This is a genomic window from Streptomyces sp. NPDC020362, assembly GCF_040642095.1.
Classification (GTDB): Bacteria; Actinomycetota; Actinomycetes; order Streptomycetales; family Streptomycetaceae; genus Streptomyces.
Map to the genome: position 1 here is coordinate 43,946 of NZ_JBFAET010000034.1, position 21,351 is coordinate 65,296.

A 21,351-nucleotide genomic window follows, 5' to 3' on the forward strand; every position below is an offset into this window, starting at 1 on the left:
GACCCCTCTATCTGGAGTACCACCCCATGCCCCACCCCCTGCCCGACAACACCCACACCTATGACTACGTCGTCATCGGCGGCGGCACCGCGGGATCCGTCATCGCCTCCCGCCTCACCGAGAACCCCGACGTCACCGTGGCCGTCATCGAGGGCGGCCCCAGCGACGTCGGCCGCGACGACGTGCTGACCCTGCGCCGCTGGATGGGCCTGCTCGGCGGCGACCTCGACTACGACTACCCGACCACCGAACAGCCCCGCGGCAACTCCCGCATCCGGCACAGCCGCGCCCGCGTCCTCGGCGGCTGCTCCTCGCACAACACCCTCATCTCCTTCAAGCCGCTCCCGTCCGACTGGGACGAGTGGGAGGCGGCCGGCGCCAAGGGGTGGGGCGCCGTCCCCATGGAGGCCTACTTCGCCCGCCTCCTCAACAACATCGTCTCCGTGGACGAGAAGGACCGGAACGCCATCGCCCGCGACTTCGTGGACGCCGCCCGGTCGGCGCTCGGGGTCCCCCTCGTCGAGGGCTTCAACCGCAAGCCGTTCACCGACGGCGTCGGCTTCTTCGACCTCGCCTACCACCCCGAGAACAACAAGCGCTCCTCCGCCTCGGTGGCCTACCTGCACCCGGTGATGGACGAGCGCCCGGGCCTCCGCATCTTCCTGGAGACCTGGGCGCACAGGCTGGAGCTGAACGGCACCCGTGCCGAGGGCGTGCACGTGCGCACCAAGGACGGAGAGGAACTGCTGATCAGGGCGCGGAACGAGGTCGTCCTGAGCGCGGGCGCCGTCGACTCGCCCCGTCTGCTGCTGCACTCGGGCATCGGGCCTCGCGCGGACCTGGAGGCGCTCGGCATCCCCGTCGTGCACGACCTGCCGGGCGTCGGCGAGAACCTGCTCGACCACCCCGAGTCGGTCATCGTCTGGGAGACCCACGGACCGATCCCGGAGAACTCCGCGATGGACTCCGACGCGGGCCTGTTCGTGCGCCGGGACCCCGAACACGAGGGCCCGGACCTGATGTTCCACTTCTACCAGGTCCCGTTCACGGACAACCCCGAGCGCCTCGGCTACGAACGCCCGCAGTACGGCGTCTCGATGACCCCCAACATCCCCAAGCCGAAGAGCCGCGGCCGCCTCTACCTGACCAGCGCCGACCCGTCCGTGAAGCCCGCGCTGGACTTCCGGTACTTCACCGACGAGGACGACTACGACGCCCGGACCCTGGTCGACGGCATCCGTATCGCCCGTGAGGTCGCCCGGGCCGAGCCGCTCGCGGGCTGGCTCAAGCGCGAGGTCTGCCCCGGCCCGGACGTCGTGGGTGACGCCGAGCTGAGCGAGTACGCCCGCAAGGTCGCCCACACCGTGTACCACCCGGCCGGCACCTGCAAGATGGGCGCCGCCGACGACCAACTCGCCGTAGTGGACCCTGATCTGAAGATCCGCGGTCTCGACGGCATCCGCATCGCCGACGCCTCCGTCTTCCCGACCATGACCGCCGTCAACCCGATGATCGGGGTGCTCATGGTCGGGGAGAAGGCCGTCGACCTGATAGGAGGTGATGCGCGATGACGCTCACTGTTCCCACTCGCAAGCCCCCCACCGCCGGCACCCCCGTCTTCTCCGTGGACGGCCTGTGGAAGGTCTTCGGCCCGAAGGCCGACCGTGTCCCGGCCGACCCGGAACTCAGCGCGCTGAGCCCCGCCGACCTGCGCTCCCGCACCGGCTGCACGGCCGCCGTCCGGGACGTCTCCTTCGACGTGCGCAAGGGCGAGGTCTTCGTGGTGATGGGCCTGTCCGGCTCCGGCAAGTCCACCCTCGTGCGCTGCCTGACCCGGCTGATCGAGCCGACCGCGGGCGCCATCGCCATCGACGGCGAGGACGTGCGCGCCATGGACCGCGCCCGCCTGCGCGAACTGCGCCGCCACCGCGCCGCGATGGTCTTCCAGCACTTCGGCCTGCTCCCGCACCGCACGGTCCTGGACAACGTGGCGTACGGCCTGGAGATCCAGGGCGTCGGCAAGGCCGAACGGCGCGAGCGGGCCGCCGAGATCGTCGCCAAGGTCGGCCTGGAGGGCATGGAGAAGCGCCGCCCCGGCCAGCTCTCCGGCGGCCAGCGCCAGCGCGTCGGACTCGCCCGCGCGCTCGCCGTCGACCCCGAGGTCCTCCTGTTCGACGAGCCGTTCAGCGCCCTCGACCCGCTCATCCGGCGCGACATGCAGGACGAGGTGGCCCGCCTGCACCGCGAGGAGGGCCGCACGATGGTCTTCATCACCCACGACCTCGCCGAGGCCCTGAAGCTCGGCGACCGCATCGCCCTGATGCGCGACGGCCGTGTGGTCCAGCTCGGCACCCCCGAGGAGATCGTCTCCTCCCCGGCCGACGACTACGTCCGTGAGTTCGTCCGCGACGTCCCGCGCGAACAGGTCGTCACCTGCCGCACGGCCATGCGCCCGGCGTCCCCGCAGGACGCGGCGGGCGGCCCCGTGGTCCGCCCGGAGGCCCCGGTGGCCGAGGCGATCGAGGCAGTGGCCCGCGCGGGCGCCCCGGCCCGGGTCATGGAGGAGGGCAGGTGCGTCGGCGTGGTCGGCCACGAGCAACTGCTGGGCGTGGTGGCAGGCGTGGCCGCGGACGCGGACACGGATGTACCCCGTCCCCGCACCAGCCCGGAGGACGTCTGATGGTCACCCTCACCGTCCCCACCCGCCGCAGACTCCCCGTCCTCAACAACCGCGCGGTGGCCAAACTCCTCCTGCTCGCGCTCGCCGCCGCGGTCGTCGTCCCCCCGCTGAACGCCCACTGGGGCGGCGGCGCCTGGCCGCACGCGCTCACCGTCGACCTCTCCAAACCCCTCGCAAGCGCCAGCAACTGGGTCATCGACAACCGCGACAGCCACCCCCTGTTCCTCTACTTCTTCGGCTACATCAGCAACGCGGTCGTCCTCTCCGTACGCGCCGTCTACCTCACCCTGCTCGCGGCGGGCTGGACGGGCGTCACCGTCTTCGGCGCCCTCGTCGCCTGGCGGGTCGCCGGCGTCCGCCTGGCCGCCGGCACGGCGCTCGCCTTCCTGACCTGCGGCGCGCTCGGCATGTGGGTGCCGACCATGCAGACCCTCGCGCTCATGGTCGTCGCCGTCCTCGCCTCCGTGGCCGTGGGCGCCGTGCTGGGCCTCGCCGCCGGCCTCTCCGACCGTCTGAACCGCGCCCTGCGCCCGGTGCTGGACACCATGCAGGTGCTCCCGGCGTTCGCGTACCTCCTCCCCGTCGTCCTGGTCTTCGGCATCGGCGTCCCCGCGGCCGTCCTCGCCACCGTCGTCTACGCCGCCCCGCCGATGGCCCGCCTCACGGCACTCGGCCTGCGCGGCGCCGACCCCGAGGTCCTGGAGGCCGTGGAGTCGCTCGGCGCCACCGGCCGGCAGCGGCTGCTGACCGCCCGCATACCGCTGGCCCGCAAGGAACTCCTGCTCGGCCTCAACCAGACGATCATGATGGCGCTGTCCATGGCCGTGATCGCCTCGGTCATCGGCGCCGGCGGCCTCGGTGACCGCGTCTACCAGGCGCTCGCCTCCGTCGACGTGGGCGCGGCCCTCTCGGCCGGCATCCCGATCGTGCTGCTCGCGGTCGTCCTGGACCGCGTCACCGCGGCGGCCGGCGACGGCACCGACGCGAGCGACCGCCCCCGCACGATCGGCCGGCCGTACGCGCTCGCCGTCACCGTGGCCGTCGCCCTGGCCGCCCGTCTCCTCGGCCGCCTCGACTGGCCCTCCGGCTGGACGGTGCCCATCGCCGATCCGGTCAACCGCGCCGTCGAGTGGATGACCGCCCACCTCTACTCCGGCGTCCCGGTCGTCGGCGGCACCGCCGACTGGGCGGGACACTTCACCACCTGGATCCTGGACCCGGTCCGCAGCGGCCTGCAGTGGCTGCCCTGGTGGTCGGTGCTGCTCATTGTCGCCGCGCTGGCCTGGGTGATCGGCACCTGGCGCACCGCGCTGACCGCTGTCCTCGCCATGGCCGCGATCGGTGTGCTCGGGGTGTGGGAGCCGTCCCTCGACACGCTCTCGCAGGTGCTCGCGGCCGTCGCCGTCACCCTCGTCCTCGGCTTCGCCGCCGGCATCGCCGCCGCCCGCAGCGACCGCTTCGAGAGGGCGCTGCGCCCGGTCCTGGACGTCTTCCAGACCATGCCGCAGTTCGTGTACCTGATCCCGGTCGTCGCCCTGTTCGGGGTCGGCCGTGCCCCCGCCGTCGCCGCGGCCGTCGTCTACGCCCTGCCGGCCGTCGTCCGGATCACCGCGCAGGGCCTGCGCCAGGTCGACCCGGCCGCGCTGGAGTCGGCGCGCTCGCTCGGCGCGACCGGCCGCCAGCAGCTGTGGCAGGTCCAGCTCCCGCTCGCCAGGCGGTCGCTGCTGCTCGCCGTCAACCAGGGCGTGGTCCTGGTCCTCGCCGTCGTCATCATCGGCGGCCTGGTGGGCGGCGGTGCCCTCGGCTACAACGTCGCCTTCGGCCTCGCCCAGGGCGACCTGGCGACCGGCCTGGTCGCCGGTGCGGCCATCGTCTGCCTGGGCCTGATGCTGGACCGGGTGACCCAGCCGACCGAACGCCGCGCGAGGGAAGGAGCCTGACATGCGCATCCGTACGACTGCCGTGGCCGCGACCGCGGCCCTGGGCTCGCTCGCGCTGCTGACCGGCTGTGGCGCCGCCGACATGACCAAGCAGGCCTCGCCGTTCGCGAACGCCCAGGGCTCGAAGACGGTCACCCTGTCCGTGCAGTCCTGGGTCGGCGCCCAGTCGAACGTGGCCGTCGCCCAGTACCTCCTGGAGCACAAGCTGGGCTACCGCGTCGACACGGTCCAGGTGGACGAGGTGCCCGCCTGGGACGCGCTCAGCCAGGGCCGGGTCGACGCGATCCTGGAGGACTGGGGCCACCCGGACCAGGAGAAGCGGTACGTCACCGACAAGAAGACGATCGCCCACGGCGGCGACCTCGGGGTGACCGGGCACATCGGCTGGTTCGTGCCCACGTACCTGGTCGAGCAGCACCCGGACATCACCGACTGGAAGAACCTGAACAAGTACGCCTCGCTGTTCCGCACCCCGGAGAGCGGCGGCAAGGGCCAGCTGATGGACGGCTCCCCGTCCTACGTCACCAACGACAAGGCGCTGGTGAACAACCTGAAGCTGGACTACCAGGTCGTCTTCGCCGGTTCCGAGGCGGCGCAGATCACCCAGATCAAGCAGTTCGCCAAGGAGAAGAAGCCCTTCCTGACCTACTGGTACTCGCCGCAGTGGCTGTTCAAGAAGGTCCCCATGACGGAGGTGAAGCTGCCGCCGTACAAGGAGGGCTGCGACGCGGACGCGGCCAAGATCGCCTGCGCGTACCCGCACACCCCGCTGCAGAAGTACCTCAACGCCGACTTCGCGAAGTCCGGTGGCAGGGCGGCGGCCTTCCTGAAGAAGTTCAAGTGGACCACCGAGGACCAGAACGAGGTCTCGCTGATGATCGCCCAGCAGAAGCTCTCACCGGCGGACGCGGCGAAGAAGTGGGTGGACAGCCACCCCTCCGTGTGGAAGCAGTGGCTGTCCTGAGCCGGTCCGGCGGAGCCCGTCGCAGCGGCTGTCCCGAGCCGGTCTAGCGGAGCCCGTCGGCGATCTCCCGCAGCGCGGCCGCTGCCCGCCGCTGGAGTCCCGGCCCGAACGTGATGCGGGTGGCCCCGAGTTCGCCGAGTCCGGCGGGCGAGGGGCCCTCGCCGTCCAGCCGGGCCAGCATGTTGAGCGGCCCCTGGATCGCGGACCGCAGCAGCGGCAGCACGTCCGCGGGGGCGAGGATCGGGTACACGCAGTCCGCCCCTGCCGCCACGTACAACGCGGCCCGCTCGACGGCCCGTTCCGGGTCGCCGTCCCCGTGGACGAAGGTGTCGACGCGGGCGTTGACGAACAGCCGGTCGGCGGCGGCCGAGCGGACCTCGGCGAGGAACTCGGCCTGCTCGTGCGGGTCCTTGAGGACACCCCCGCTGGAGTCCTCGAGGTTGCACCCCACGGCACCGGCCTCCAGCAGCCGCTCCACCAGTTCCTTCGGCGCAAGCCCGTAGCCGCTCTCGACGTCCGCCGACACCGGTACGTCCACCGCCCGCACGATCCGGGCCACCGCCGCGAACATCTCGTCGGCCGGGGTCGCCCCGTCCTCGTACCCGAGACAGGCGGCGACGCCCGCGCTCGGCGTGGCCAGTGCCGGGAACCCGGCCTCGGCGCACACCCGCGCACTGGCCGCGTCCCAGGGACCGGGCAGGACGAGCGGGTCGCCCGGAACACGATGCAGATGCAGCGCGCGGAACACATCCACCTTGCTCACGGCTGGTACCCCCCTGGTGGGACGCGACGGCTGACCATGAGGCGGTTCCAGCCGTTGATGACGGTGATCAGGCCGATGAGATGGGCGAGTTCGGCCTCGCCGAAGTGCTTGGCGGCGGTGTCGTACACCTCGTCGGGCACGAAGCCTCCCCCGGACTTCGTCCGGGAGGTGCCCCCGGTCAGGACGGTGACGGCCTCGGTCAGGGCGAGCGCGGCCCGCTCCTGCTCGCTGTAGAGGTCCTCGGTCTCCTCCCAGGCGTCGAGGAGCTGGAGGCGGTCCTGCGACTCCCCGTTCTCGCGGGCCACCCGCAGGTGCATGTCGAGGCAGAACGCGCAGTGGTTGATCTGCGAGGCGCGGATCATGACCAGCTCGGCGAGGACCGGATCGCCGAGCCCCTTCTTGGCGGCCGCGCTGAGCCGGGACATGGCCCGGCCGACCTCCGGGTCCAGCAGCTGGGTACGGCTCACTTGTACTGCCCCGGCCGGTAGTGCCCCGGCGTCATCCGTGTGCTCACGCCGAACCGGTTCCAGGCGTTGATCACGGTGATCGCCGCGATCAGCTGGGCCAGCTCGGCCTCCTCGAACTGCTCGGCGGCCCGGTCGTACACCTCGTCCGGCACGAAGCCGTCGGTCAGCACGGTGATCGCCTCGGTCAGCTCGATCGCCGCCAGCTCCTTCTCCGTGTAGAAGTGCCGCGACTCCTCCCACGCGCTGAGCTGGACGATCCGCTCCACGCTCTCACCGGCCGCGAGCGCGTCCTTGGTGTGCATGTCCAGGCAGAACGCGCAGTGGTTGATCTGCGAGGCGCGGATCTTCACCAGCTCGTACAGCGTGGGGTCCAGGCCCTTCCTGGCGGCCGAGTCCAGCCGGATCATCGCCCGGTAGACCTCGGGCGCGTGCTTGGCCCACTCCATCCGCGGGGCGTGTTCGGGGGCGTACTCGGCGGTTCCCTGTGCGGTGTTCTGTGCAGTGCTCATGTCCTCGACCCTAGGAGCGAGGCAGCCCAGGAGTATGGTCCATTTCCATGGCGAATCCTTGGGCCACTTTGGGCGTCGACCTGCACCTGGAACCGGCCGGCTCCGGCGGACTGCGCAGGGGCCTGACCGACGCGCTGCGGGAGGCCGTGCGCAGCGGCCGCCTGGTCCCCGGCACCCGGCTGCCCTCCTCCCGCACCCTCGCGGCCGACCTCGGCATCGCCCGCAACACCGTCGCCGAGGCCTACGCCGACCTGGTGGCCGAGGGCTGGCTCAGCGCCCGCCAGGGCTCCGGCACCCGGGTGGCGACGGGGATGCCGGCCACGCCTTCCGGGCAGCGGGGGAGGCCCGCGGCCGCGCCCACGGCACCCCGGCGCCGCGAGCCGGGCGAGCCCGCTCACAGCCTCGTCCCCGGCACCCCCGACCTCGCCTCCTTCCCGCGCACCGAGTGGCTCAAGGCCGCCCGCCGCGCCCTGGCCACCGCCCCCTTCCACGCCCTCGGCTACGGCGATCCGCGCGGCCGCCCCGAACTGCGCACCGCCCTCGCCGGCTACCTCGCCCGCGCCCGGGGCGTGCGCACCGACCCCGACGCGATCGTGATCACCGCGGGCTTCTCGCACGCACTGCGCATCCTCGGCCCGCTGCTGCGGGCGCGCGGGGTGCGCTCGGTGGCGGTGGAGTCGTACGGCCTCGACGTGCACTGGGGCCTGCTGCGGGCCGCGGGCCTCACGACCCCCGCGCTGCCCTACGACGGCCTGGGCACGGACCCCGGCCCGCTGGACGAGGAGTCGGGCGCGGGCGCGGTCCTGCTCACCCCCGCCCACCAGTTCCCGATGGGCACGCCGCTGCACCCCGACCGGCGGGCCGCCGTCGTGGACTGGGCGCGGCGCACCGGCGGGCTGGTCCTGGAGGACGACTACGACGGCGAGTTCCGCTACGACCGCCAGCCCGTCGGCGCCCTGCAGGGCCTCGACCCCGACCGGGTCGTGTACCTCGGCACCGCGAGCAAGTCCCTCGCCCCCGGCCTCAGGCTCGGCTGGATGGCGCTGCCGCCGTCCCTGGTGGAGGAGGCGGCCGCGGCCAAGGGGCAGATCGACACCTGCGGCGTGCTGGACCAGCTGACGCTGGCCGAGTTCCTCGCCTCCGGCGCGTACGACCGCCACGTGCGCTCGGCCCGCCTGCGCTACCGGCGCCGCCGCGACGCCCTCGCCGCGGCTGTCGCCGACCTGGCGCCCGACGTCCGGGTCACCGGCATCGCGGCCGGCCTGCACGCCGTACTACGGCTGCCGCCCGGCACCGAGCAGTCGGTGATCCAGGCAGCCACCTGGCAGGGCCTGGCCCTGCACGGCCTCGCCTTCCACCGCCACGAGCAGGCGATCGCCGAGCCGCTGGACGCGCTGGTGGTGGGGTACGGGACACCGCCGGACAGTGCGTGGGCGGGGGCGTTGGCGGCGTTGTGCAGGGTGTTGCCGTGATGGCTGCTTCGGCTAGGCGGGGGAGGTGGGGGAGGGCGGAAGAGAGTCGACCACGAAGGTTCCCAGTCCGACTTCGCCCCGCGTCCAGCCCTGTTCCCGTACATGACGCATGGCTTTCGCGGCCGTCGCGTTCACCACGCCGAACTCCTGGGCGATCTCGAGAGTGGACGGCACGCGGCTTCCCGGCGGATACGTGCCGTCCTTGATGCGCTGGATGATCTCCGCGGCAATCTGACGCCATAGCGGGCGCGTGCGGTCAAGCTCCATGAACTCCAGCGTGGGTGACCATGGCATTCTGCGCATCCGTGGTTATCTGCGGTTATCCACGGTAGGCTCTGCACACAGGACGGCCCCGACGGGAAGCGGCCACTTCCTCACCGGGGCCTCAGCCGACTGAACTGGAGTCGACCTATGCGCAGCCTACTGGCCGCATTCTTAAGCCTCTTCCTGCCTCCGCGCGGAGCGCGCCGTGCCGACACGCCCCCGCCCCTCCTCGCCTGCCCGTCGGTTCCCGCGTACCGACTCACTCCCGTGCGAAGGACGAGGCCGTACCCGACGGACGTCATCGCCGCCGACGGTCTGCCGCTGGTCCGGCCCTACGTCGTCGTCTGGGAACGCGAGCGTGACGAACGGGAGCGGCATTACTACTGCCCGTGGGAGGCCGCCGTATGAGCGCCTGGCGCCCACGCAGCCTCGGTGTCGACCCGGCCACCGGCAAGGAAGCGTTCGTGGTCGCGCGCCCTGGCGGACTGCTGGAGTCGCTGGCCGACGCGCATGCCCTGGAGGCCGCCGCCGTCCTGGTGGCAGTCGTCGGCGCCGTACTGGAGGCCGGCGAGGCGTCGGACGCCGAACTCGCCGCCTTCGTACCGCCCTTGCATGCGGCGCTCGACGAATGCGTCGGCATGATGGCGGCGAAGCGCGAGGGATGACGTAGAAGCATCCCTCTGCCAGGCATCCGAGACGCCACGGGTGCCCAGGGCTCGTCCCGGGCACCTGGCCGTTGTCAGGCTTTCCAATCCACGGAATCACATCGACTCACTGGGCAGGGCCGTTTCCGAGGCTGCGTCAGTTTCACCTTGAACAAACAGCCCCGCCCAGCTGCGTGTGCGGCCACGTGCGCGCGCTCGAGAACCGTTGCATCCTGGGAGAAGGCGGGGTCTGCAACCCCTGTTGAACCTCTGTTGCGCGAGCAGGGAGTTGATTCGTCAACAGGAGGGCGGCAGCTTGTCGGGCGTGGCTCCTGGCGCTCCGCAGTGGCCGCCGCTGAAGACATCATGCAAAGCCGGTCACCTCCCTCCAGCCGCCGCCCGCCCGCGGGTCGGACCTTGCCATGACGCGCTGCTCCTCCGGCCGTCGCGCGATGACCGTTGAAGCAGGTCAGGCGGGAGGTCTGAGACATGACGAGAATCGTCAATACGCCCGAAGGGAAGAACTGGGAGCACCGCTCATGGTGGCCCCTGTTCGTGCGGAATTACGCCAGTCGAGTCACGCACTCCATGCGACAGGCATGGAATTCATTCCACATGCGGCTGGTGGCGCAGCGGCGGATCCCTTCGCCGAGCACCTGGCGTATGAAGTGGCCGCTGTGGAGATGCATGGCGTGGATATTGGCTGCGGTTTTTATTTTCTGGTTCTTGCTCGGATTGTACACTCTTGTATTCGGCTATTCGGGAACTTGGCTCGCGCGCTGGTGTGGCGACGCAGGAATGGCGTGCGGCATCGTCAGCGGCACCCTGAGCCCGCTGCTGACCCTGGGCTTCACAACAGCGGTTTTCCTGATCGTCTTCTATCCGAAGGCCTCCCGCAGGGCCAGAAAACTGGCCAAGGAAGACCCTCACTCTTTGGTGCCGACGGCCGGCACCATCATTGAGGATGTCGTCGGTCGGCAGGAGCTCTGCCAGATCCTCATGAGGGCACTCCACGACCGAAAAATTCGGCGGCCCTACATTGTAGTGGGCAGTGTTGGTACCGGGAAGACGGCGGTTCTCGTTCAACTCACTCAGATGCTGGCTCAAAAGAATGCCGTGCCTGTTCCGGTGCGCCTTCGTGACGTCAGCAAAGGTGATTCGTCGCTTGATTTCGCGGAGGCCGCCAGAAAACGGTTCTGTGAAATAGTCGATACCGACCTCGTGTCCGGGCAGCATGGTGAGCGGGCGTGGCGGCAGCTGCTCGCCGACGAGAGAGCGGTCGTCATCGCGGACGGACTTGAGGAGCTGTTCGCGGAAGGGGAGCAGGAGAAAGAGCGGGACATTGCCATTCGGAACGCGATCAAACTGGCGGAAAAACAGCGGCTTCCGTTGGTGATCGCCTCCCGTCCGCACCCGCCGTTGGAGGAGTCTGATGCGGCCATCATCAATCTGGAACCGTTGAGCGAGGAGGCGGCACTCGATTATTTGGCTGCAAATTACCCGGCTCCGGACAAGCTGCGGCTGGACTGGATCGTCGAAACCGCCGTGGTGTCCGAGTCTCCGCTGTATCTGCAAATAGCACGACAGTTGCGCCAGCATCATCGCCTGGAGTATTTGACCAACAAAAAAGAATGGGAGGATCTTGACACCCGTCGCGCCGACCGTTGGGCGCTGCGGCTGCGTTTGCTCGACGAATGGAAAAACGCGCTGATCAAGGGGCGCATCTACGAGAAGTACGCCTTGCCCGCCAGGCACCGCTACGAGACGTTGGAGGTTATTTCGGCATTGGCGTGCATAGGTCTTCTGAAAGACACGATAGAAGTGAGATTCAATGAGCTGATCGACCCGGCAGAAGTTTCGTCCGAGGATCAGAAGGAGCGGACCGAGGACACGACAGACACGTCCAGTCTTGAGAAAGTGGCGATCGCCGCGTTGCGCCTGGGGCGTCAGGCCATGGCGCGTAGGCGTCGGACGGTATCGGCATCCGAGTTCCCTGAGATTTGGCAGGCGCTCAGGGATCGAGTGGCTGATGGTGCTGGCAATTCTCTGCCGTATGGCCGGGATGTGTCTGCCTGCCTCAACGCCCTCTGCCTCTATGCGACCCAAGGGGATAATTTGGGTCTCGTAGAGACGAAGGGCGACAAAGTCAGGTTCCATCACAGCATCATCCAGGCATATCTGGGATCCCGCTTCATGAGCGTGATTTCTGATGATCATCTCCGGAATGCACTCCGTGCCCCAAAGCCCGGCCGGGAACTTCTTATGGCATTGGTTCTCAACTCGCGGATGGCTGGGCGGAAAGCGGATAGACCAGATCTTGGCCTGAGCTGGCGGACGCGGCAGCAGTACCGCAGGCTTGCCGCAGCGGATCTGCTTGTAGGTGAGTTCGGGTCCCGAAAGGATGGGAAAGTCTTCGACATGTACGCCGCGGCGCTGCAGATCGACAGAATGGCAGGTCAATCTGAAGGAGACTTGCATCAGTGGATCGCCGAGGAGATCGTTCGGAATTGGAATGAAGTCACCGTTGGTGACAAGCAATCGATTGATGCGGCAAAGGAGAATCTTGTCCACAGGTTTGGAGAGACCGCTCGAGAACTCGGTGCGGCCAGGGCAAGGAAAGACCCGAGCGACCCGGCGCATGCGAAGAGGCCGGCCTTCGATCAGCTCTTTGAAATCGTCCTCAAGGAGCCGACCTACCACATCAGGCTGGCCGCGGTACAGGAATTTGGTGCTTCCGGTGACGATGCCTTCGGGGAGCTGCGTCGCCGGTTCCCCGTCTCCACCGGCAAACGGCCCTCGCCTATCCAGTACGACCCATGGAAACAGTATCGAACGACATATCGAAAGGTGCAGAGGGAGGAGAGGGCTGAACTTGAGAGGCTGACGCGTGAAGGTGAAATGCGAGGGTCTGTGGATCCTGCATTCCGTGAGCGTGAGCGCTATTACAGTGAGAAAAAATTGCGGATCCGTCGCGAATACATTGCGCGGGCGTGGCTGGTACCCATGATGGTGGGCTCGGTCACCAAGAGGTACCGGAGGCAGGCCAAGGAGAGGGTGGAATTGTGGCTTCGGCACTTGGACTGTGACAGGCCGGGTGCTGGCAGGGCGGAACTTCCGGTAATTTTGGAGATTTCCCTGGCGCAGGGTTTCAAATTCGCGGCCAATCGGCGTCGGCGGCATCCGAGTGCAAATGAGGAGACCCGTGAGTTCATGGTGCAGCAAGCCGAGTTCATGCTTTCGCGGGCACGCTACTGGTATTCGCAGCTCACGCTCATACATGCGCTGTGTCTGTGGAAGCTTCCCGATGCTCTGGGGGAGACGTCATTGGGCGACAGCAGGGCTGTCCCGAAGGGTGATGCTTCGCGGATCGTGGGGCGCTGGCTGGGTATGGCAGGCAGCAAACGAGATCCAAGGAGTATAAAATTCGGGGACATCGGGAGCGATGGGAGGGAGCGGCTGCACCCCTTTGTGGCGGAAGCCGCCGAGCTGGGGGCCCTGGCGATCGAGACGGGACGCCCGGAAAGGTATTTGTGGATCGATGAGAAGGGGGCGATGGAAAACGTGGGCTCTGCGTCCTGCAATCCCAGCGCCCCCCGAAAGCACAACCTCTGGATCCCGCCGTCGGCCGGCTGGAGTGCCCTTCACCCCCGGGCTCAGCAGTTGCTCGCCGATGTGCTCCTGCTCATCAATCTTGCCGAGCGCGAGGGGGATCCGGACGAAGTGGACGCGCGCCTGGAGAAAGCGAACCAGACAATTCTCCCGCCCTGCCTCACGAAGAGTCGTGAACCTCTGCACCCCGACCGAACCGTTGGCAGAGCCGACGATGCGGCGCCAGGCAGCATGTGTATGCCGGACTGCCCCTTCGAGATGTGCCCGTATCCGGCGAAGGGCCAGCAACAGCGGGCGGAGTTTCCAGAAATCTTCTGCCGACAACAGCAAGCATTGTTGCGCCCTTACCGACGGTGGAGGCTGAGCTGGCTCCTGTGGTGGCTCCGGAATCCGGTACGACACCAGGCGGCATGGCAGGACACGCGCAAAAAGGAACTCATAGGCTTTTGGGGCGCTATGGCAATGCGGTCGCGCACGAGAGGAGGCTGACAACGGCTGGGGACGTCTCCGTGGATCGTGCCGGATGAGCCGTGGGACCGCCTGGAGCCTCATCCGATCGCCGAAGGGTTTCCGAGTCCTTGAGGGTCGCTGAGCGGGGTTGTTCCTGTGTGCGGGTGTGCGATGGATGGAGAGTTGCCTCCGCCGAGGGCCGGAGGCAACTCGCTGTGGGATCGAGGACGGGGTGCCGTGTGGGTCAGTCCGGGGCGATGGCGTTCAGGATCGCCGACGCGACGTGGTCGGCGGCGTTGCGGTGGCCGCGGGCGTTGGGGTGCACGAGGGCCGGCCGGTCGTCGTGGTCGACGATGCCCTCGACCCACTTGCCGGCGTCACAGACGCTGTGGTTCTGGGAGGAGTCGTAGAGGTTGACGAACGTGGTGGAGCGGTGTGCGCCGGCCGCCTTGTCGATGGCCTTGTTGAGGGGTTCCAGGACGTCCTGGCGCAGCCAGTCCAGGTCGCCCCGGGTGATCGAGAGGAACTGGTGCAGGTCGTTGTACCGGCACTTGGAGGTGTCCTTGGGGATGACCGTGGGGTAGCCGACGGCCAGGATCTTGGCGTGCGGGGCCCGCTCGTGGAGCGTGGCGAGCATCTGGTCGTAGTCGCGGCTCACCTTGGTCAGTCGACCGGGGATGTCTGCGGCCAGGTCGTCCTTGCACGGCGTGCCCACGCCGCCGCTGCCTCCGCCCAGTTCCAGGCACTTCATGAGGATGTCGGCGAACCCGAGGGTGTTGCCGCCCACGCCGACGGTGATCACGTCCGTGCCGGGCTTGACCGCCTCGGACTGGGGAGGCACCGGGGGGAAGGGGTAGTCCGGGTCCTCGGAGAAGGGCGGCAGGTGCCGGCCGATCGGCTGCTGGGCCCTGAAGGTGACGTCCTCGATCGTGGCGGCGCCGCAGCTGACGTTGGTCAGGTCGATGAGGCCGCCGAGGTCGCGGTCGATGACCTGGGGGTAGGACTGGTCGGTGCGCTCGCAGCCGTCGCGAGGGTATTCGAAGACGTCGCCGGCGGCCGGGATGACCCCGGCGGTGTAGGAGTCGCCCAGGGCGACCCACTCGTAGGACGCCGCGGCGGCGGGTTGCGCCCCGGCGAGTTGTACGGGAACGAGGGCGCCTGCGGCGAGACCTGCGGCCGAGCCCAGCAGGGCCAGACGGGTACGGAAGCGTGCCACGAATCCTCCAGGGATAGGGGCGTTGGCGTCGCTTTGACCGTACGTTGATCGTCGCTTTAGGTACTAGATCCGATACGGACAGTCACATTCCGTGGAGTCCGGGGGTGTGGGCCGCTCGCGGCGGGCGCGTTCTGGCAGCATCGGTTCCCTGTCCGGACCGTCTGCTTCCGAGGCTTGACCGGCCCTGCACGATATGTGTGGCCCATGAGCGGCCTTGACCGGTCGGCGACCGTCTCGGCCCACCGCGCGGCTCTCGCCGCCTGTCTCATTCGTGATCACCGGCAGTCCCGGCCGGACACCCCGAACGGCCATTGCCCCCGCGGGCATGCGGGCGACGCTGAACAACGGCCAACGCAATGAGCTGAGTTGTCGGTGGGTGGTGAGACAGCAGGCGGGTCCGGGGAGAGCTTCGTGCATATCGGCCCTGCGTTCCCAACGGATGCGCAGGCGGCGGAAGTCGTGGAGCCGGGCGAAGGTCCTGAGGCGGCAAAGGCTCCAAGCGGTCCCACGGCTCATCGGACACGATCCACGGCGATGTTCCCCCGCCGGACCGAACGCTCAACTCCTGTCCCGGACACGGCCATTGAGTCGAGTCCTGCGGTGCCCCTCAACCGGCGTGGGGCCTCCGGCCTCGCCGTCGTGGTGCTCGCCGTAGGGGGGATTTTCAGGGGGCGGGTTCAGTTGCCGGCGCCTCCCCGAACCGCGCCAGCGCCAGTGCCCCCGCCACCGCCACCGCGAACCCGAGCACGGCCAGCCAGGCCAGGCCCTCGCGGGTGCGGTCGCCGAGCCAGATCACGCCCACCGCGGCCGGGCCGATCGTCTCCCCGATCACCAGGCCGGCCGTCGCCGTCGTCACCGAGCCCCGCTGCAGCGCGGAGGTCAGCAGCATGAAGGCGGCGCCTCCGCCGATCACGAGGGCGTAGACCGCCGGGTTGGTGAACAGGTCGGCCGGGTGCAGCGAGTCGATCAGGCGGACCGACACCTCCACCACGCCGAACCCGAAGCCGGCCCCGAGCCCCAGCACCAGCGCCCGCATCCGCCCGGACAGCCGCCCGCCCAGCAGAGCGAGCACCAGCATGCACAGCGCCGTCGCGAGCATCGCCCACTTCAGGGTGTCCGAGCCGTCCTGGTCCCCCTCCGGCCCGGACGCCACCCCCAGCATCGCGAGCCCGGCGCACACCACGCCGACCGCGCCCCACTCCGTGCCGCTCAGCCGCACCCGCAGCAGGCGCGCCGCGACCACCGCCGTCACCGCCAGACTCGATGCGAGCGCCGCGCCGACCGCGTAGATCGGGATCGAGCGCAGCGCCGCGATCTGGAACAGGAAGCCGAGTCCGTCCAGCGCAAGTCCGGCGATGTACCGCCACTGCCGCAGCGCCCGCAGCAGCAGTGCCGCCTCGCCGCCCCCGCCCGTACCGGCCTCTCGGGCCGCGATCGCCTGCAACACCGTCGCCGTGCCGAAGCAGACCGCCGCGGCCAGGGCACACACCATTCCAAAGAGCACGAAGTGACTCTAGGTGAGGGCTGAACCGGCAACCCAACGTGGTCTCCGCTCTTACCAGTCTCTAGGCTGACCGCCGAAAACAGGCCAACCAACGGGCAATCAACGGGGGAGACACCACCATGGACACCGCACGCCGACGCCTTCGCTCGGGAACCGTCCTCCTCGGCGGGATGGGCCTCCTGGCCACCGCCCTGACCTCCTGCTCCTCGGCCCCGGACAAGCGCTGCGTCGACCGCAACAGCTACCAGCTCGGCAAGGGCTACAAGGTCGTCTCCGACAAGAACTGCAAGACGACGAAGCTCTCGAAGGTCTCCGTGAACGGCGCCTGGTACTACGGCGGCAAGAAGAAGGGCTCCTGGGTCGACAACGGCTCCTTCACCAAGCCGCACAAGAGCTCCGGTTCGGGCCACTCCTCGAGCGGCGGCAGCTACCACAGCGGAGTCCACCGCGGCGGCTTCGGCGGCGGCCACGGCAGCTCCGGCGGCTGAGCGGGAGCCCGGACATGGAACGCCGTACGACCACCCCTCGCCCCGGCTGGCAGCAGACCGTCGAGGCACAGGGACTCGTCTACCCCCTGACCCGCCACCCCGACGGCTCCCTGCGCCCGTACTGGGACGAGAGCGCCTACTACGTCTTCGCCATGGACGAGATCGAGGCGCTGGAGGAGACCGTCGAGGAGCTGCACGGCATGTGCCTGGCGGCGGCCGGGCACATCGTGGCGAAGAACCGCCTCGCCGACCTCGGCATCACCGACCCGCGCATCGCCGAGGCCGTCACCGAGGCCTGGCACCGTCGCGCCGAACTCCCCTCCGTCTACGGCCGGTTCGACCTGCGCCACGACGGCACCGGCCCGGCGAAGCTCCTGGAGTACAACGCCGACACCCCCACCTCGCTGGTCGAGGCCGCCTCCCCCCAGTGGTTCTGGATGGAGGAGCGCTTCCCCGGCGCCGACCAGTGGAACTCCCTGCACGAACGCCTCGTCGACGCCTGGCGGCGGCAGGCGAAGCTGCTCCCGCCGGGCAGCCCCCTGCACTTCGCGCACTCCTCGGCCGACGAACTCGGCGAGGACCTGATGACGGTCGCCTACCTGAAGGAGACCGCCGAGCAGGCCGGCCTCGACACGGACTGGATCTCCATGGAGGAGATCGGCTGGGACACCCTCTCCGGCCGCTTCGTCGACAACCGGCTCCGGTTCATCCGCAGCATCTTCAAGCTCTACCCCTGGGAGTGGCTCACCACCGACGCCTTCGCCGGGCACGTCCTCGACACCCTGGACAACGGCGGCGGCACCGGCAGCACCCTGTGGATCGAACCCGCCTGGAAGATGCTCCTGAGCAACAAGGCCCTGCTGGCGATCCTCTGGGAGCTGTACCCCGGCCACCCGAACCTCCTGCCCGCCTACCTGGACGGCCCGCGCGAGCTGGCCGAGGCGGGCGGCTACGTCGCGAAGCCCCTGCTGGGCCGCGAGGGCGCGGGCGTGACCGTCCACGAGCCCGGCGCCCCGGCCGTCCTGCGCGACGAACCCTGCTGCTACCAGCAGCTCGCCCCGCTGCCCGCTTTCGACGGCAACCACGTCGTCCTCGGCGCCTGGGTGGTCCGGGACGAGCCGGCCGGCCTCGGCATCCGCGAATCCTCGGGCCTGATCACCGACGAGTACGCCCGCTTCCTGCCTCACGTGATCCTCTAGGCCCCATGGGGGACCCGCCGGACCTGCGCGGGATCCCCCCGGGGGGCGTCACCACCGGACCTGCGCGGGATCCCCCAGGGCCTCTCCTCCGGACCTGTGCGGGGATCCCCCAGGGCCTCCACCGGACCTGCCGGGGGCATGGGCGCCGGAAGCCGGCCCGATCCGGCAGAAGGGCCCTAGGCCTCCAGGACCGCGCGCAGCTGGGCGAGCCCCCAGTCCAGATCCTGCTCGGCGATGACCAGCGGCGGAGCGATCCGGACGGTGAAGCCGTGGGTGTCCTTCACCAGCACACCCCGGTCCATCAGCCGCTCCGAGATCTCCCGCCCGGTACCGATCTTCGGGGCGATGTCCACACCCGCCCACAGCCCGCGCCCCCGCACCGCGGTCACCCGGCCCGTGCCGAGCAGGGAACCCAGCTCGCGGTGGAGCCGCACCCCCAGCTCGGCCGACCGCGCCTGGAACTCGCCCGAGCGCAGCATCGCGATCACCTCCAGCGCCACCGCGCAGGCCAGCGGGTTCCCGCCGAACGTCGACCCGTGCTCGCCCGGCCGGAACACGCCGAGCACCGCCGCGCTCGACACCACCGCCGACACCGGCACGATCCCGCCGCCCAGCGCCTTGCCGAGCACATACACATCCGGTACGACCCCCTCGTGCTCGCACGCGAAGGTCCGCCCGGTCCGGCCGAGGCCCGACTGGATCTCGTCGGCGATGAAGAGCACGTTCCGCTCGCGGGTCAGCTCCCGCACCCGCGGCAGATAGCCCTCCGGCGGAACGATCACCCCCGACTCGCCCTGGATCGGCTCCAGCAGCACGGCGACGGTGTTCTCGGTGAGGGCCGAGCGCATCGCGGTCAGATCCCCGTACGGCACGATCTCGAACCCCGGCGTGTACGGCCCGAAGTCCGCCCGGGCCTCCGGATCGGTGGAGAAGCTGATCACGGTCGTCGTACGCCCGTGGAAGTTGCCGCCCGCGACCACGATCTTCGCCATCTCCGCGGGCACCCCCTTCACCCGGTACCCCCACTTGCGGGCCGTCTTCACCGCGCTCTCCACGGCCTCGACGCCGGTGTTCATCGGCAGCACCATCTCCATGCCGCACAGCTCGGCCAGCTCCGTGCAGAACGCGGCGAACCGGTCGTGATGAAAGGCGCGGGACGTCAGCGTCACCCGCTCCAGCTGCCGCCGGGCCGCCTCCACCAGCCGACGGTTTCCGTGCCCGAAGTTGAGCGCGGAGTAACCGGCGAGCAGATCCAGATACCGGCGCCCCTCCACATCCGTCATCCAGGCCCCCTCCGCCGTGGCCACGACGACGGGCAGCGGATGGTAGGTGTGCGCACTGTGCGCGTCGGCGGCGGCGATGAGGTCTTCAGCAGTGGTCACGGCCTCTCCCGGATAGGACGGTGGCCCCTTTCCTATCCCCGCTCGCATGGTGGACGCGGGATCTGCACGTTACGGCGCGCCCGGTAGGCTGATCAGCGGGCCGTGACTGGCGCGCTGGGATGGGAAGGACCATCGGGGAGCGGCCTGAGCGGAAAACTGTGCCGTGCGCCTGGGCCGAACGTGAACGCTGTACACACGCCGTCCGGAGGTCCCCATGCCCGAGCAGCCCCTGTCGACCGAGTCCACCGCCTTCCGCGCGGCCCTCGATGTGATCCGCGCCGTCGAACCGGGCGTCGCCGACGCCATCGGCCAGGAGGTCGCCGACCAGCGCGAGATGCTCAAGCTGATCGCCTCCGAGAACTACGCCTCCCCGGCCACGCTGCTCGCCATGGGCAACTGGTTCAGCGACAAGTACGCCGAGGGCACCATCGGCCGCCGCTTCTACGCCGGCTGCCGCAACGTCGACACGGTGGAGTCGCTGGCCGCCGAGCACGCCAAGGCGCTGTTCGGCGCCCGGCACGCCTACGTCCAGCCGCACTCCGGCATCGACGCCAACCTCGTCGCCTTCTGGGCCGTCCTCGCCGCCCGGGTCGAGGTCCCCTTCCTGGAGAAGACCGGCGCCCGCCAGGTCAACGACCTGACCGAGGCCGACTGGGCCGAGCTGCGCCAGGCCTTCGGCAACCAGCGGATGCTCGGCATGTCCCTGGACGCCGGCGGCCACCTCACCCACGGCTTCCGCCCGAACATCTCCGGCAAGATGTTCGACCAGCGCTCCTACGGCACCGACCCCGCCACCGGCCTGATCGACTACGAGGCCCTGCGTGCCCAGGCCCGCGAGTTCAAGCCGCTGATCATCGTCGCGGGCTACTCCGCGTACCCCCGCCTGGTGAACTTCCGGATCATGAGGGAGATCGCCGACGAGGTCGGCGCGACCCTCATGGTCGACATGGCCCACTTCGCGGGCCTGGTCGCCGGCAAGGTCCTGACCGGCGACTTCGACCCGGTCCCGCACGCCCAGATCGTCACCACCACGACCCACAAGTCCCTGCGCGGCCCGCGCGGCGGCATGGTCCTGTGCGACGACTCCCTCAAGGACCAGGTCGACCGCGGCTGCCCGATGGTCCTCGGCGGCCCGCTCCCGCACGTCATGGCCGCCAAGGCGGTCGCCCTCGCCGAGGCCCGGCAGCCCGCCTTCCAGGACTACGCCCAGCGCATCGTCGACAACTCCCGCGCGCTGGCCGAGGGCCTGATGCGCCGGGGTGCCACCCTGGTCACCGGCGGCACGGACAACCACCTGAACCTGATCGACGTGGCCACCTCCTACGGCCTCACCGGCCGCCAGGCGGAGGCCGCCCTCCTCGACTCGGGCATCGTCACCAACCGCAACGCGATCCCGGCCGACCCGAACGGCGCCTGGTACACCTCCGGCATCCGCATCGGCACCCCGGCGCTGACCACGCGCGGCCTCGGCACGGCCGAGATGGACGAGGTCGCGGGCCTGATCGACCGCGTCCTGACGACGACGGAACCGGGCACGACGAAGTCGGGCGCCCCGTCCAAGGCGGCCCACGTCCTGGACGAGAAGGTGTCCCAGGAGATCGCCCAGAGGGCGACCGACCTGGTGGCGGCGTTCCCGCTCTACCCGGAGATCGACCTGGGCTGAAGCGCCCCGTAAGGGGCGCGGGGCCGCCACGAAATATTCGGCCCCGCCGCGGGGGGGCGATCAGCCCACCCGGGCCGCAGTTGCCCCTGCACCCAACCCCCCCCCCTCGGGGATAAAAATAAAAACAATGCGTGCGC

The 21,351-nt window shown here is 69.6% G+C and carries 18 protein-coding genes and 1 riboswitch; of the genes, 11 read left to right on the forward strand and 7 right to left on the reverse strand.

The window, feature by feature from the left end; genetic code table 11:
• Nucleotides 1–38: 38 nt before the first annotated feature.
• Genes AB0H32_RS15920 through AB0H32_RS15935 form a run of 4 tightly spaced genes read left to right on the forward strand, consistent with a single transcriptional unit; the run spans nucleotide 39 to nucleotide 5,584 of the window.
• Nucleotides 39–1,571, forward strand: coding sequence for a GMC oxidoreductase (locus AB0H32_RS15920; RefSeq protein WP_361119867.1), 1,533 nt, complete (start codon nucleotides 39–41; stop codon nucleotides 1,569–1,571).
• Nucleotides 1,568–2,680: a glycine betaine/L-proline ABC transporter ATP-binding protein gene (locus AB0H32_RS15925; RefSeq protein WP_361119833.1), complete on the forward strand. Its 1,113-nt coding sequence runs from the start codon at nucleotides 1,568–1,570 to the stop codon at nucleotides 2,678–2,680. The genes AB0H32_RS15920 and AB0H32_RS15925 overlap by 4 nt, the downstream gene beginning before the upstream one ends.
• Nucleotides 2,680–4,620, forward strand: coding sequence for an ABC transporter permease subunit (locus AB0H32_RS15930; protein WP_361119835.1), 1,941 nt, complete (start codon nucleotides 2,680–2,682; stop codon nucleotides 4,618–4,620). Before AB0H32_RS15925 ends, AB0H32_RS15930 begins: the two co-directional genes overlap by 1 nt.
• A 1-nt stretch (nucleotide 4,621) precedes the next feature.
• Nucleotides 4,622–5,584, forward strand: a complete 963-nt coding sequence (locus AB0H32_RS15935; RefSeq protein WP_361119837.1) for an ABC transporter substrate-binding protein — start codon at nucleotides 4,622–4,624, stop codon at nucleotides 5,582–5,584.
• Nucleotides 5,585–5,627: 43 nt separating this feature from the next.
• Here the strand turns inward: AB0H32_RS15935 and AB0H32_RS15940 are convergent, their stop codons facing one another.
• From AB0H32_RS15940 to AB0H32_RS15950, 3 genes are read right to left on the reverse strand one after another with little or no spacing between them, the layout of a single operon-like run.
• Nucleotides 5,628–6,347: an isocitrate lyase/phosphoenolpyruvate mutase family protein gene (locus tag AB0H32_RS15940; protein WP_361119839.1), complete on the reverse strand. Its 720-nt coding sequence runs from the start codon at nucleotides 6,345–6,347 to the stop codon at nucleotides 5,628–5,630.
• Entirely contained in the window at nucleotides 6,344–6,814 is a 471-nt protein-coding gene (locus tag AB0H32_RS15945; RefSeq protein ID WP_361119841.1) for a carboxymuconolactone decarboxylase family protein, read from the reverse strand. The genes AB0H32_RS15940 and AB0H32_RS15945 overlap by 4 nt, the downstream gene beginning before the upstream one ends.
• Complete coding sequence (locus tag AB0H32_RS15950) at nucleotides 6,811–7,323, reverse strand: carboxymuconolactone decarboxylase family protein (RefSeq protein WP_361119843.1); 513 nt, start codon at nucleotides 7,321–7,323, stop codon at nucleotides 6,811–6,813. Before AB0H32_RS15950 ends, AB0H32_RS15945 begins: the two co-directional genes overlap by 4 nt.
• A gap of 47 nt (nucleotides 7,324–7,370) precedes the next feature.
• Between AB0H32_RS15950 and AB0H32_RS15955 the strand changes: the two genes are divergently transcribed.
• The gene (locus AB0H32_RS15955; protein WP_361119845.1) at nucleotides 7,371–8,795 is read left to right on the forward strand and encodes a PLP-dependent aminotransferase family protein; all 1,425 of its coding nucleotides are present in this window, start codon (nucleotides 7,371–7,373) and stop codon (nucleotides 8,793–8,795) included.
• 12 nt (nucleotides 8,796–8,807) lie between these two features.
• On the opposite strand, the gene AB0H32_RS15960 is transcribed toward AB0H32_RS15955, so the two are convergent.
• Nucleotides 8,808–9,062 carry a winged helix-turn-helix domain-containing protein gene (locus AB0H32_RS15960; protein ID WP_361119847.1) on the reverse strand — a complete coding sequence of 85 codons (255 nt, stop codon included), beginning with the start codon at nucleotides 9,060–9,062 and terminating at the stop codon, nucleotides 8,808–8,810.
• 264 nt (nucleotides 9,063–9,326) lie between these two features.
• On the opposite strand from AB0H32_RS15960, the gene AB0H32_RS15965 reads away from it, so the two are divergent.
• The 3 genes from AB0H32_RS15965 to AB0H32_RS15975 all read left to right on the forward strand — a co-directional run bounded on the left by AB0H32_RS15965 (nucleotide 9,327) and on the right by AB0H32_RS15975 (nucleotide 13,801).
• Nucleotides 9,327–9,467: a hypothetical protein gene (locus AB0H32_RS15965; protein WP_361119849.1), complete on the forward strand. Its 141-nt coding sequence runs from the start codon at nucleotides 9,327–9,329 to the stop codon at nucleotides 9,465–9,467.
• Complete coding sequence (locus AB0H32_RS15970; protein ID WP_361119851.1) at nucleotides 9,464–9,724, forward strand: hypothetical protein; 261 nt, start codon at nucleotides 9,464–9,466, stop codon at nucleotides 9,722–9,724. The genes AB0H32_RS15965 and AB0H32_RS15970 overlap by 4 nt, the downstream gene beginning before the upstream one ends.
• Before the next feature lie 468 nt (nucleotides 9,725–10,192).
• Complete coding sequence (locus AB0H32_RS15975; RefSeq protein WP_361119853.1) at nucleotides 10,193–13,801, forward strand: ATP-binding protein; 3,609 nt, start codon at nucleotides 10,193–10,195, stop codon at nucleotides 13,799–13,801.
• A gap of 205 nt (nucleotides 13,802–14,006) precedes the next feature.
• On the opposite strand, the gene AB0H32_RS15980 is transcribed toward AB0H32_RS15975, so the two are convergent.
• Together AB0H32_RS15980 and AB0H32_RS15985 are read right to left on the reverse strand one after the other, a co-directional pair.
• Nucleotides 14,007–14,978 carry an SGNH/GDSL hydrolase family protein gene (locus tag AB0H32_RS15980; RefSeq protein ID WP_361119855.1) on the reverse strand — a complete coding sequence of 324 codons (972 nt, stop codon included), beginning with the start codon at nucleotides 14,976–14,978 and terminating at the stop codon, nucleotides 14,007–14,009.
• Between the two features lie 664 nt (nucleotides 14,979–15,642).
• A complete protein-coding gene (locus AB0H32_RS15985) occupies nucleotides 15,643–16,470 on the reverse strand; it encodes a DMT family transporter (RefSeq protein ID WP_361119869.1) in 828 nt (275 codons plus the stop codon).
• Nucleotides 16,471–16,601: 131 nt separating this feature from the next.
• Between AB0H32_RS15985 and AB0H32_RS15990 the strand changes: the two genes are divergently transcribed.
• Together AB0H32_RS15990 and AB0H32_RS15995 are read left to right on the forward strand one after the other, a co-directional pair.
• Nucleotides 16,602–16,970, forward strand: coding sequence for a hypothetical protein (locus AB0H32_RS15990; RefSeq protein WP_361119857.1), 369 nt, complete (start codon nucleotides 16,602–16,604; stop codon nucleotides 16,968–16,970).
• A 14-nt stretch (nucleotides 16,971–16,984) separates the two neighbouring features.
• Nucleotides 16,985–18,169: a glutathionylspermidine synthase family protein gene (locus AB0H32_RS15995; RefSeq protein WP_361119859.1), complete on the forward strand. Its 1,185-nt coding sequence runs from the start codon at nucleotides 16,985–16,987 to the stop codon at nucleotides 18,167–18,169.
• A 176-nt stretch (nucleotides 18,170–18,345) separates the two neighbouring features.
• Here the strand turns inward: AB0H32_RS15995 and rocD are convergent, their stop codons facing one another.
• Nucleotides 18,346–19,551, reverse strand: coding sequence for an ornithine--oxo-acid transaminase (gene rocD / locus AB0H32_RS16000; protein WP_361119861.1), 1,206 nt, complete (start codon nucleotides 19,549–19,551; stop codon nucleotides 18,346–18,348).
• A gap of 92 nt (nucleotides 19,552–19,643) precedes the next feature.
• Nucleotides 19,644–19,733: riboswitch (ZMP/ZTP riboswitch) on the forward strand.
• A 32-nt stretch (nucleotides 19,734–19,765) separates the two neighbouring features.
• Here rocD and AB0H32_RS16005 point away from each other — a divergent pair.
• On the forward strand, nucleotides 19,766–21,214 hold the full coding sequence (locus AB0H32_RS16005) for a glycine hydroxymethyltransferase (protein WP_361119863.1): 1,449 nt from the start codon (nucleotides 19,766–19,768) through the stop codon (nucleotides 21,212–21,214).
• The last annotated feature ends 137 nt before the right edge of the window (nucleotides 21,215–21,351 follow it).